Annotated in this window: 11 protein-coding genes; 1 reads left to right on the top strand and 10 read right to left on the bottom strand. The window is 56.6% G+C overall.

Annotation, left to right across the window (positions count from 1 at the left end):
• The 3 genes from O1V65_RS06900 to argH are packed head-to-tail and all read right to left on the bottom strand — an operon-like array spanning position 1 to position 3,087.
• Entirely contained in the window at positions 1 to 765 is a 765-nt protein-coding gene (locus O1V65_RS06900; RefSeq protein WP_269130344.1) for an amino acid ABC transporter ATP-binding protein, read from the bottom strand.
• Positions 766 to 774: 9 nt separating this feature from the next.
• A complete protein-coding gene (locus O1V65_RS06895; RefSeq protein ID WP_017493756.1) occupies positions 775 to 1,641 on the bottom strand; it encodes an amino acid ABC transporter permease in 867 nt (288 codons plus the stop codon).
• Between the two features lie 18 nt (positions 1,642 to 1,659).
• Complete coding sequence (gene argH / locus O1V65_RS06890) at positions 1,660 to 3,087, bottom strand: argininosuccinate lyase (protein ID WP_017493757.1); 1,428 nt, start codon at positions 3,085 to 3,087, stop codon at positions 1,660 to 1,662.
• Positions 3,088 to 3,288: 201 nt separating this feature from the next.
• On the opposite strand from argH, the gene O1V65_RS06885 reads away from it, so the two are divergent.
• On the top strand, positions 3,289 to 4,269 hold the full coding sequence (locus tag O1V65_RS06885; RefSeq protein WP_269130343.1) for a LysR family transcriptional regulator: 981 nt from the start codon (positions 3,289 to 3,291) through the stop codon (positions 4,267 to 4,269).
• Between the two features lie 91 nt (positions 4,270 to 4,360).
• On the opposite strand, the gene O1V65_RS06880 is transcribed toward O1V65_RS06885, so the two are convergent.
• The 7 genes from O1V65_RS06880 to O1V65_RS06850 form a co-directional block, all read right to left on the bottom strand.
• Entirely contained in the window at positions 4,361 to 5,452 is a 1,092-nt protein-coding gene (locus tag O1V65_RS06880) for an iron-containing alcohol dehydrogenase family protein (RefSeq protein WP_269130342.1), read from the bottom strand.
• A gap of 233 nt (positions 5,453 to 5,685) precedes the next feature.
• Positions 5,686 to 7,368: a urocanate hydratase gene (gene hutU, locus O1V65_RS06875; protein WP_084912700.1), complete on the bottom strand. Its 1,683-nt coding sequence runs from the start codon at positions 7,366 to 7,368 to the stop codon at positions 5,686 to 5,688.
• Between the two features lie 50 nt (positions 7,369 to 7,418).
• A complete protein-coding gene (gene hutH / locus O1V65_RS06870) occupies positions 7,419 to 8,966 on the bottom strand; it encodes a histidine ammonia-lyase (protein WP_084912701.1) in 1,548 nt (515 codons plus the stop codon).
• A gap of 125 nt (positions 8,967 to 9,091) precedes the next feature.
• Complete coding sequence (locus O1V65_RS06865) at positions 9,092 to 9,877, bottom strand: ABC transporter ATP-binding protein (protein ID WP_017491170.1); 786 nt, start codon at positions 9,875 to 9,877, stop codon at positions 9,092 to 9,094.
• Positions 9,874 to 10,686 carry an ABC transporter permease gene (locus tag O1V65_RS06860; RefSeq protein ID WP_420066652.1) on the bottom strand — a complete coding sequence of 271 codons (813 nt, stop codon included), beginning with the start codon at positions 10,684 to 10,686 and terminating at the stop codon, positions 9,874 to 9,876. The genes O1V65_RS06865 and O1V65_RS06860 overlap by 4 nt, the downstream gene beginning before the upstream one ends.
• An 83-nt stretch (positions 10,687 to 10,769) precedes the next feature.
• Positions 10,770 to 11,768 (bottom strand): ABC transporter substrate-binding protein, encoded by a 999-nt coding sequence (locus O1V65_RS06855; protein ID WP_017491172.1) that lies wholly within the window; start codon positions 11,766 to 11,768, stop codon positions 10,770 to 10,772.
• Positions 11,769 to 12,038: 270 nt separating this feature from the next.
• Entirely contained in the window at positions 12,039 to 12,623 is a 585-nt protein-coding gene (locus O1V65_RS06850; RefSeq protein ID WP_017491173.1) for a HutD/Ves family protein, read from the bottom strand.
• Between the last annotated feature and the right edge of the window lie 2 nt (positions 12,624 to 12,625).

Genomic DNA, 12,625 nt, shown 5'->3' with positions numbered 1-12,625 from the left:
CTAGATCAGAACCGCTGAAATAAAATTCTGCGTCCTTGGGTTTTGTGGATTCAGCAAGACATCTTCCGGATTACCACTTTCTATAATTCCGCCCTCATCCATAAAGACCACGCGATTCGCGACCTCTCGCGCAAAACCAAGCTCATGAGTCACGACGATCATCGTCATTCCCTCCGCTGCCAGACTGCGCATGACCGCCAGCACTTCGCCGACCATTTCAGGGTCCAGCGCCGAGGTCGGCTCATCAAACAGCATCAGCTTCGGCTTCATTGCCAGCGCACGGGCTATCGCCACACGCTGTTGTTGTCCTCCCGAAAGCTCCATCGGATAGGCGTCACGCTTGTGCGCCAGCCCGACGCGTTCGAGCAGCGCAATCGCCTCATCTTTTGCCTCCTTGACCGGGCGCAGCAGCACCTGACAGGGTCCCTCGATGATGTTTTCCAGCGCCGTCTTATCCGGGAACAGGTTGAAGCGCTGGAACACCATGCCGGTCTTGAGGCGCTGGCGGGCAATCTGCCGGTCATTAAGCGGATACAGCTTCTTGCCGTCCATCCGATACCCCACCAACTCGTCATCGACCCAGATACCGCCACTGTCGATGCGCTCAAGCTGATTAATGCAGCGCAGGAAGGTGCTTTTCCCCGATCCACTCGGCCCTATAACGCACATCACTTCACCGTGCCGGACCTCAAGACTGATGTTTTTCAGCGCCTGAAAATCGCCAAAATACTTGTTTACGTTCAACGCCTTGATGATGTTTTTCATGAGAGATCCTCACCGGTTGCGGCGGCGAGTACCGCGGCCGAAATAACGTTCAAGACGGTTTTGCCCAAGGGAAAGCAGCGTCACCACCACCAGGTACCAGATACCGGCGACGAACAGCAGTTCCATCACGCGCGCGTTGGCGAAATAGATGGTCTGGGCGTTATACAGCAGCTCGGAATACTGGATCATGCTGGCAAGACTGGTGGTCTTAACCATGCTGATAAATTCGTTGCCAATTGGCGGAATGATCACCCGCATCGCCTGCGGCAAAATGATGCGACGCAGCGCATGTAGGCGGGTCATGCCGATTGACTTCGCCGCCTCATACTGACCCAGGTCGACAGAAATCAGCCCAGCGCGCACTACCTCGGAGGTATAGGCCCCCTGATTGATGCTCAGGCCCAGCAAAGCGGCCGAGAACGGGGTCATGATGTCAACGGTTTGCAGTTGAAACAGCCCCGGAATACCGATGGTCGGGAAAATCAACGCCAAATTGAACCACAGCAAAAGCTGGAGGATCAGCGGCGTACCGCGAAATATCCAGGTATAGCCGATCGCCACACCGCTGAGCACCGGATTGCTCGACATGCGCATCACGGCAATAATCACCCCAAAAATCACCCCCAACGCCATCGCGAGAATGGACATCACGATGGTGTTACCCAGACCAAACAGGATGGCCCGGGCGGTCAGAAACTGCCCCACAAAGCGCCATTCAATTTTTCCGTGGGCAAAGGCGTTAATCAGCAGCGCCAGCAGGGCGAGGATAATCACCGAGGCGACAATACGGCCGTAGTAACGCCTGGGAACATAGTGATATTCGCTGAGATCGACAGCGGGACTCTTTAGCACGGTATTAGCACGTAAGTCTGTCATATGAGGCTCCCGAGGCGGTTAAAGAGACAGGCCGATGTACGACGCGGCCCAGTCCGACTGCTGCTCAAGCACCGTTTTCAGGCGCGCTATCTGTTCGGCGACGCGCTGCGGCGAGGTGCCCCCCCAACCGCTGCGGGCGTGAATGGCGGCCTCTAACGTCAGACACTCGCGTACCTCCGGCTGCAGGCGAGAGTCCACCTCTTGCAGCTGCACGTCGCTGACCTGATGTAGCTCGAGGCAATGCTGTTCACAGACCTGCACCAGCTTGCCAGTAATCTCGTGCGCCTCTTTGAACGGCACACCGCGGCGGGAGAGCCAGTCGGCCACTTCGGTCGCCAGCGTGAAGCCCTGCGGTGCGTCCTCCTTCAGCCGCTCGACGTTGACCACCATGGTGTCAATCATCCCGGCCATCGCAGGCAGCACCAGCATCAGTTGCTCAACGGTGTCGATGGCGTTGCGTTTGTCTTCAATAAGGTCGCGATTGTAGGACAACGGCAGGCTTTTCATGGTCGCCAGCATCGCCGTAACGTTGCCTATCAGGCGACCGGTTTTGCCGCGCGCCAGTTCGGCGATATCGGGGTTTTTCTTCTGCGGCATAATGGAACTGCCGGTGGCGTAGCCGTCGTTGAGTTCTACCCAGCGGAACTGGCGCGACGCCCATAGGCAAACCTCCTCGCAGATGCGCGAAAGGTTGACCGCGAGCATGCTGCCCGCAAACAGGAATTCGGCCACGTGGTCGCGGCTGGCAACGGCGTCTATCGAGTTTTCACACGCGCCGTCATAGCCGAGATCTTTGGCCGAAAGCTCGGGATGCAGGGCGATTGCCGACCCCGCCATCGCGGCAGCGCCCAGCGGAGAGCGCGCGCAGCGTTTATCCCAGTCCTGAAAACGCTGTACGTCGCGCGAAAAAGCTTGAGCGTGAGCCATTAACTGATGACCAAAAACGATCGGCTGTGCCTGCTGTAAGTGGGTAAAACCCGGTGCCACCGTGTTGATATGCCGCTCAGCCTGGTTCACCAGCGCCTGTTGCAGTTGCAGCAGCGCAGCGACTATCTTGCGGGCGTTGTCGCGCAGGTAGAGCCGCAGGTCATTGGCCGTCTGGTCGTTGCGTGAACGCCCTGCACGCAGCTTGCCGCCGAGTTCTCCCAGGCGCTCAGTCAATACCCGCTCAATGAAGGTGTGTACGTCCTCATCGTTCTCGACAGGCTGAACCTCTCCGGCGCGATAGTCTGCCGCCAGCTGTTTAATCGCTGCCACCATGCGTTCGGTTTCGCCCTCGTCAAGCAGGCCTGCGCGCTGGAGTTCATAGGCATGGGCGCGGCAGCCTTCGAGGTCATATTCGGCGAGTGCAAAATAGTAGCCGGGGCTGCGTGACAGCGCGCTCAAGGCCGGTGCCGGACCTTGTTTAAATCGCGCGCCCCAAAGACGGTCAACGGGCTGAGACATGTCGTACTCCTTTCTGGCATAGATGTTGCAAAAATGATTTAACAAGGCAGCGAGACGTGGGCCATTTTTACGGCTCATCCTGGGGAAACTGATGATGCGAAAAATATAAAAAAAGATCTGCTTGCCATCATGAAAATATAAATTAAGAAACTTGCCTTGATTCGATGTTGGATTTATTTTTGCCGGGGGTAAATATTTATTATGGAAAGTCCACTTTCCAAATCAGGAAACTCGCCCTCCATCAGAAATGAGGTTAATCAGCATGGCATTGGGGTCGCTGACCTAAAACTTTTACGCGTTTTTAAAACCGTGGTCGAAGCGGGAGGATTCACCGCCGCCTGCAATGAACTGAATATTGGCCTGGCGGCAATCAGTAAACAAATTTCCGATCTCGAGGTGCGTTTTGGAATGAAACTCTGCACCCGAGGCCGTGAGGGGTTTTATTTAACCGAGCATGGCAAAGTGACCTACCAGGCCTGTCTCGACCTGTTTTCGTCGATCAACCAGTTCCGCGACAAGCTCAATAATGCCCGCCACGACATGTTTGGTGAGCTGAACATTGGCATCATCGACAACACCATTACCGACTCAACCTCACCTATTATTCATGCACTTGGTGAGATTTACTGCAAGGCGCCCAAAGTTAGCCTGCGCCTGCACGCAACCCAGCTCGACGAAATTGAACGAGGCGTGCTCGACGGACGCTTTACCTGCGGAATCATGCCGGTGTATCAGGAAAAGCCCGAGTTTGATTACTACTATCTCTATGAGGAAATAGCACATCTGTACTGCGGTGATAAACATCCGCTCTATTGTTTACCTGAAGATGAAATAACTCAGGCCCAGATAAAATCCGCCGAAGTCGTCAATCACTTTTATGCCAATCACAGCGAGAAAAATAATTATCTCGAATACGGCTCATCAAACGCCGTCGCGGTTCAGGTTGAAGCGGTGAGCCTGCTTATTTTAACCGGAAATTATATTGGCTTCCTGCCAAAGCATTTTGCCCTGCACCTTTTTGGTGGTGGGAAATTAAAAGCCCTTCTGCCGAAAGAAATATCAATAGCGACGCCCTTCAGCCTGGTGGTGAAAAAAGGCAGCGCATTAAATTCGGTATTAACGCTATTTCTTCAGGCATTACAGCAGAAAGCAAAATCACCGCCGCTGCGGTCGGCGAGCTAGACCATCGTCAGGTTTTTAGGTTTACTTTGCACCAACGCATTGCACCATAAAGGCACAATGCGTCAGATTTTGCAGCGAATGCAATAGAGGATTAAAGCTTGAGCTCGTCGGCCATCGCTTCAACGCGGGCGAAAGCGGCATACAGCGATTCGGCAGAGACCGGATGCGGCATATTGTGCATGTCTGGCGCATGCAGCGAAGCCTGAACGATGCTTTCGAGCTCTTCATCACTCAACTCGGCAATCTCGCGTAAACGTAAAGGCACCGCGCAGGCATGAGACAGCAATATCGCTTCGCGAAGCTCGTCATCGCTGCGGTTCTCCAGCGCCAAGAGGCAAAGATTGCCCAACCCCACCAGCAGTCCATGACCAAACTCGCGGGTCTTGTCACAAACGGTAAAACCTTCATAGATGGCGTGCGATGCAGCGGCGTGCGCCCCGCTGCTCATCAGCGACGTTAACCCGGCAAACATAAAGATAGCATCCAATACCTGGTCCAGTTCAGCGCTGGTCTTGCCTTCACGCACTGCGTCACAGGCCGCGCCGCCGTAAGAGGCTATCAGGTCATAGCAAATGCGGCTGTTGGCGCTGGAGGATCGCGCGACGCCGCTCAGCGCGGCGTGATGGTTGCTGATGGCGCGAAATTCATACCATTTCGCCAAGGTGTCGCCGAGGCCAGCCGCCAACCAACGCAGCGGCGCTTTCGACAACAGCTCACTGTCGATGATGACGCTGGCCGGTGCCTGCGGCAGCGGAAAAAGGTCACGAAAGTGTCCGTCGTCAAAATAGCGAATGGTCAGCGGCGTTACGGCGGCACAGGTCGCGGCGACAGTGGGAATAGTGACAACCGGTACCTGGGCCGCTGCACCGACGGCTTTACCGGTATCAAGCGACTTGCCGCCGCCAACGCTGAGAATAAGGTCGGCCGACAGCGTTTTCACCCGCTCGGCCAAACGCAGAATATTGCCCTCGCTGGACTCACCGCCAAACCACTCGGTGCCTACGACAGAGACCGGCGTCCCTTCGAGGTAATGATTGATTTTATCCCCTAAGGCGGCCAAGGCCTGATGCCCGCCAATCACCAGCGCGCGCTTGCCCAGCAGGCTGCAAATTTCGCCCAACTGCGCCAATACGCCCGGACCGCGCAGGACCTGCGCCGGGAAAATAATATTCTGTGCGTGCATGTACCGCCTCTCTCAACTTGCGTAATAGTGATGTTAGCAGGCTACCGGGTAGTAGCCGATGGGAACGGGTAAGCAATTTATGCGCCACAGTTCAAAGGCCGTGACGTAATAAATGGGTGCCAGCTGACACGGCACTCTCTCTCACAGGGTTTGCGTTATTAGCCAGTTAAATACCAAGGCGGCCAGAAGATGCTCTCTTCTGCCCGCCTTTTTAATCCAAACCCCTGACCTCATCAGAGCATCGGCAGGTTCAGCTCGTGGGTTTTGGCACATTCGATCGCCTGTTCGTAACCCGCATCAGCATGACGCATCACGCCGGTGGCCGGGTCGTTGAACAGAACGCGAGCCAGTCGGGCATCGGCCGCCTCCGTACCGTCACAGACAATAACCATCCCTGCGTGCTGCGAGAAGCCCATGCCCACGCCACCGCCGTGGTGCAGGCTTACCCAGGTCGCTCCCCCCGCAGTGTTTAACAACGCGTTGAGCAGCGGCCAGTCAGACACAGCATCGGAACCGTCTTTCATGGCTTCCGTCTCACGGTTTGGTGACGCAACGGAACCGGTATCGAGATGGTCACGACCGATGACCACCGGCGCTTTCAGTTCTCCGTTGCGCACCATTTCGTTAAATGCCAGACCGGCGATGTGGCGCTCACCCAACCCCAGCCAGCAAATACGCGCCGGTAAACCCTGGAAGGCAATTCGCTCACGGGCCATGTCCAGCCAGTTGATTAGATTAGCATTATCCGGGAACAGCTCTTTGAGTTTGGCATCGGTTTTATAGATGTCTTCCGGGTCACCGGACAGCGCTACCCAGCGGAACGGACCTTTGCCTTCGCAGAACAGCGGACGAATGTAGGCAGGCACAAACCCAGGGAAATCAAAGGCATTTTCAACGCCTTCATCTTTAGCAACCTGACGAATGTTATTACCGTAATCGACGGTGGGAATGCCCATCGCGTGGAAATCGAGCATCGCCTGCACGTGAACGGCCATCGAGGCACGCGCCGCTTTGACCACCGACTGTGGGTCGGACTTACGCGCCTCTTGCCACTGCTCGAGCGTCCAGCCCTGCGGCAGGTAGCCGTTGAGTGGGTCATGGGCCGAAGTCTGATCGGTGACAATATCCGGGCGCAATCCGCCCTGCTGCGCACGTTTCACCAACTCAGGCATAATGTCGGCGGCGTTGCCCAGCAGACCTACGGAAATGGCCTTCTTCTCGGCGCAGGCCGTTTCAATCATGGTCAGCGCTTCGTCAATGCTGTGTGCCTTGTAGTCGAGATAGCGGGTACGCAGACGGAAATCAATGCGCGACTCCTGACACTCTATAGCCAGCACACAGGCACCCGCGAGGACGCCCGCCAACGGCTGCGCGCCACCCATGCCACCCAGACCGGCGGTGAGGATCCACTTGCCGCGCAGGTTGCTGTCATAGTGCTGGCGACCCGCCTCGGCGAAGGTCTCATAGGTACCCTGAACGATGCCCTGCGCACCGATGTAAATCCACGAACCGGCCGTCATCTGGCCGTACATCATCAAACCCGCCTTATCCAACTCATGAAAATGCTCCCAGTTGGCCCAGTGTGGTACCAGGTTGGAGTTGGCAATCAGCACCCGCGGTGCATCGGTGTGGGTGCGGAAAATGCCCACCGGCTTGCCGGACTGCACCAGCAGCGTTTCATCTTCTTTGAGGCTGCGCAAGCTGGCCAGAATCCCCTCGAACGCCGGCCAGTTGCGTGCCGCTTTGCCGATGCCACCGTACACCACCAGATCTTCAGGACGTTCGGCGACGTCGGGATCCAGATTGTTTTGAATCATGCGGTAGGCCGCTTCAATCAGCCAGTTCTGACAGCTCAACTCCGTGCCATGCGGGGCGCGAATGACGCGGGCAACGGCGGTTTTCTGCGGTGAATTCATTTTTCACTCCTTCATGATTTAAACGTCAGTATTCAACGTATTTTTTAAGATTAACGAAAGCTTGGCAGCAGGGACTGAATCGGCTCAGGCCAGTGTTCACGGCTGGCCCACAGGCGCATATTTTCGACATCCGGCGCCATCAGGCGGTCGCGCTCGAGGAAGGCCACCTTCTCGCGTACGGCGTTGATTTCACCTTCGATAATCTCGGAGCTGCGCAGCGGACGGTTGAAATCGATGCCCTGCACGGCGGCCATCGCCTCAATGCCGACCACTACAGCGGTGTTAAAGCACATATCCCCCAGACGGCGGGCCGCATAGGTCGCCATCGACACGTGGTCTTCCTGATTGGCGGAGGTCGGCAGACTGTCTACGCTGCCGGGATGCGCCAGCGATTTATTCTCGGAGGCCAGCGCGGCAGCGGTCACCTGCGCAATCATAAAGCCGGAGTTGACGCCACCGTCGTGCACCAGGAACGGCGGCAGACCAGAGAGACCGGTGTCGAGCAGCAGCGCGAGGCGGCGTTCAGAGATGGCCCCAATCTCGGCCACCGCCAGCGCAATAATGTCGGCGGCGAAGGCCACCGGTTCAGCGTGGAAGTTACCGCCAGAAATCACGTCGCCGTTCTCAAACACCAGCGGGTTGTCGGACGCGGCGTTGGCTTCAATTTGCAGAATTCGCGCAGCATGCTTGAGATTATCGAGGCAGGCGCCCATCACCTGCGGCACACAGCGAATCGAATACGGGTCCTGCACACGCCCGCAGTTCGCGTGAGAGGTGACAATGTCACTCCCTGCCAGCAGCCTGGAGACGGCCGCCGCCACCGCGATTTGTCCCTCTTGTCCACGGGCTTCGTGAATACGCGCATCCAAAGGTTTGACTGAACCTTTAATCGCCTCGAGCGACAGCGCACCGGCCACCAGTCCGGCGGCGAAAACACGCTCACCCTCAAACAAACCACGCAGCGCCAGCGAGGTCGAAACCTGCGTACCGTTGAGCAGCGCCAGACCCTCTTTAGGCCCCAGCACGAAAGGTTTGAGGCCGACAGTCGCCAGCCCTTCCACCGCAGATATTTTCACGCCGTTAACGCGGACCTGACCCTCACCAATCAGCATCAGGGAAAGGTGCGCCAGCGGCGCTAAATCACCCGATGCCCCGACCGAGCCTTTTTCGGGAATGCACGGCATCACGCCCGCGTTGAACAACGCAATCAGCGCCTCGATAACCTCAATGCGGATACCGGAATGGCCGCGAGACAGGCTGAGTACCTTGGTTGCCATCACCAGGCGTACCACGTTGTCCGGCAGGTCTTCGCCAATCCCTACGCTGTGCGACAGCACCAGATTGCGCTGTAGTTCGGCCAGACGTTCGGCCGGGATCATGGTTTGGGCAAGCTTGCCAAAACCGGTGTTAATGCCGTAAACCACGCGTCCCTGCTCGACAATGCGCTGCACAGTTTCCTGCGATGCCAGCACATCGGCGCGCGCCGAATCAGCCAGTTCTATGCGCACATTGCCCTGATAAATTTTACGCAGCGTGGCCAAATCAACCTGACCGGGTTGCAGATGGCAAAGTGTCATATCTTTGGATGAAGAAGCCATAATCTATTCCTGTATAGACAAGTTAAGTGAAACAAATTCCCGGGACGGCTGACCGCCCGGGATATCGGTTCGTTTGCGGAAAACTCCCGCCGTAAATAGGTGACTGTAAAGCGGTTACCATGAAGCTAGTGCTCTTGCGCCTGTAGCGTCTCGACGCGTATTTCTTCCGTTACTCTGGCCTTTAATGCCATGAATTCCGGCGAGGTTTTGAGTCGATACTCACGAGGATGCGGAAAATCCACCGCCACCTCGGTCTTGATTCTTCCCGGCCGTGCGCTGAAAATCGCGACCTTATTGGCCATAAAAATCGCCTCGTCGATATCGTGCGTCACGAAAAGCACGGTTTTGCGCGACGACTCCCAAATCGACAGCAGCAGTTCCTGCATCATCACTCGGGTCTGGTTGTCCAACGCGCCGAACGGTTCGTCCATCAGCAGGATTTTTGGGTCATTGGCCAGCGCACGGGCGATGGCAGTACGCTGCTGCATACCGCCCGACAGCTGACGCGGGAAGTGATGCTCGAAACCACGCAGCCCGACCTTGTTAATAAAGTAGTCGCTACGCTCCTTTTGTGCCGCTTTGCTCACCCCGCGCTCTTCGAGGCCGAAACAGATGTTTTGCTGCACGCTGAGCCACGGGAACAGCGTGTAGCTCTGGAAAACCATGCCGCGATCGGCCCCCGGCCCTTCTACCCGTTCGCCGTCCAACCACACCTCGCCACGCGTTGGCTGGTCGAGGCCGGCAACAATGCGCAGCAGCGTCGATTTGCCGCAGCCCGAAGGCCCGAGGATGGTGATAAAATCGTTTTCATTGACCTGATAATCCACCGGCAGCAGCGCCTGCGTTTTCTCGCCCTTCGGGCCGGTGAAGATGCGTTCAACCTGTCGCACGCTCAGCTTGGGTTTATTCATTTAAATGCGCTCCAGACAAACAGGCGACGGTTGGCGGCTTTAAACAGGAAGTCCGACAGCAGGCCAATGCAGCCAATGACGATAATGCCGAAGATCATTTGTCCTGTGTTGAGCATCGCCTGACTGTCGACAATCATGTGGCCTATCCCGCTTGAGGAGCCAATCAGCTCGGCGACGATAACGTAGGTCCATGCCCAGCCGAGCACCAGACGCAGCAACTCGGCAATCTCCGGTGCGGCACCGGGAATAATAACCCGACGCACCACGCTGCGATTGGTTGCCCCCAGCGTATATGCCGCTTCAACCAGGTCGCGACGCGCTGCGCCCACCGTCACGGCCACCATCAGGGTTATCTGGAAGAATGAGCCGATGAAGATAACCAGTATTTTTTGCATCTCGCCGATACCGGCCCACAGGATAAGCAGCGGGACAAACGCCGAGGCGGGAAGATAGCGGCAAAAAGAGACGAACGGCTCGAAGAAGGCCTCGATAAGCTTGTAAGAGCCCATCATTATCCCCAGCGGAACGGCAATTATTGACGCCAGAACAAAGCCGCCCAACACCCGCATCACCGTCATGCCGATATCATTGGCGAAGTCGAACTGGGTAAACAGCAGCCAGCCCTCTTCCAGCATACTGGCAGGATTCGCTAAAAACGTCGGCGACACCACGCCGGTGAAGGTGACCAGCGCCCAGGCGACGAAAAACACCACAAAGAAGCAGAAACCCAAAAACCAGCGTTGGCGGCTGGGCACGGGCCGCAGCGGAACCATCATCGGGTTATGCCAGACCTTTTTGCTCGCCGGCATAGGTCCCGGCTCGCGTTGAACTGACTCGGAGGGTTCCTGCGGTGCATGAGTAATAGGACTTTGCATCAACGCTCCCTTCATGACTATTTCGCAACCGTGGCGTTATTAACGTACTGAGGATCGAACAAGGTACTGATATCGGGCGTTTTACGCAGAATCTTCATCTCCGTCAGCAGCGTTGCCGCCTCTTGGCTGAAGCGGGTTATCTCACCGCTGAAGAATTGTTTGTTCTGGTTGAGATCTTGCCAGCGCAGATAGCTCGACTCCTCGGCAAACTGCTTGCCGGTTTCCTTCACCGCCGCACCCATGATTTCGTTAGATTTTTCGGGGTCTTTCTTGATCATGTCCAGCGCTTCAAAGTAGCTGTTGACCAGCGCCTGAGCCGCCTTGGGATTTTTCTCGAGGAAGCTCGGCGTACAGCCCAGGGTATCCATCACCATCGGGTATTGCAGCGTGGTGGCGAGGATCTTGCCCTTGTCCGGGCTCTGGCGAATGGTGGAAAGATACGGCTCATAGGTCACCGCGGCATCATTTTGACCAGCGATAAAAGCGTGCGCGGCGGCGTCAGGCCCCAGCGTCGCCAACTTGACGTCCTTGACGCTCATGCCGTTTTTATCCAGCATCCAGGCCAGCAGGAAATAGGAAGACGTACCGGGGGCGTCAACGCTGATGGTTTTACCCTTCAGGTCTGAAATCTTGTTGATGCCTTGACGCACCGCGATGCCGTCCGCACCGTAGGACTTGTCGAGCTGCACTATCTGCTTGATAGCGACACCGGCTGCGTTCCAGGTCAGATAGGTTTCAACGGTGGTGGCCGCACACTGCAAGGAACCCGAGGCAATCGCCAGATGGCGTGACTGCTGAGGGACACTCTTCAGGGTGACGTCGAGGCCGTTTTTCTTAAAGATGCCCGCCTTGTCGGCAAGCGTGAGAGGAGCAAAACCCGTCCAGCCAGAAATACCAATAGCGACCGGAGTATCCGCCGCCTGTGCCGCGCCTGCGCTAATGCCCCCCAGCGCCACCGCCAGACTCAATAAGGTGAAGGATTTTTTCATTCCGGCTTTAGAAAACACGTTGTTCATTTGCCACTCCCGTCGAAAGGTCCTGTCTTGGAATAATGGCTCGCCGAAGAGGAGAGCCGTGCCACTGTCTATTCTTGTCTATACAAGCTGGTTTATAGATTCAGCAAACTTTATGCCACTTTTGACCGCGTCAGAAAGGTCGTAAAAAACGGGCTGGTGATTGAATTACCGGCTCTCAGCCACCTTATTGGGTGTTTATCCACCAGACTTATCCGGCAAGGAGATTAATTCGGTGCAGCATGCGCGCTATTTTGGCGCATGGCTTTCTGCTCACAGCGGCAAAATCGCCGCCCACAGCAGCAGGCTATCGACACTCCTGGCGCGCAACAGCAGTTCGAGCGTGACGTCCTGCGTGTTGCTCCACACCACTCCCTGATTAGCGGTTAGCCGCTTTTCGTCCTGCAACAGCCATTCGCCCTTGAGCACCAGCAACACGCCTCCCATCAACAGCGGCGCGCAGAAGTCGTACTCCTTGCGGCTGACCACCGAACGGCAAGTGCCGTGACGGGTCATAATATTGAAATCGGTGGTGGTCCCGCCGATAAGCGTCGAGGTCAGTGGCACTTCGCCGGAAAAGGCAAAAGGTTCGCCGGGCGTGGTGAGCAGGTGATCCACCTGCCCTTCGGCAAACAGGTGTACGCCCTCGCCGGTCAGTAAGGTAATGGAGCGGTCGATGCCAGGAAACGCCGAGAACGGGCCGTCCTGCGCAATGGTGGCAACGCTGGCGCGCCAGTTAAAGTCTTTGGCGTCCTGCGGCATGCTGATAATTTCGCGGGTTTCGCCACCGCCGTTGCGCCAGGGTGTGACAGGCAGGCTGTCGATGCTGAAAAAGGTTAATGAATCGTGGAAACGCATAG

The organism is Rouxiella badensis (assembly GCF_026967515.2).
Lineage (GTDB): Bacteria > Pseudomonadota > Gammaproteobacteria > Enterobacterales > Enterobacteriaceae > Rouxiella > Rouxiella badensis.
The sequence above is the reverse complement of the archived record's forward strand: the minus strand, read 5'-3'. Positions and strand labels throughout refer to the sequence as shown.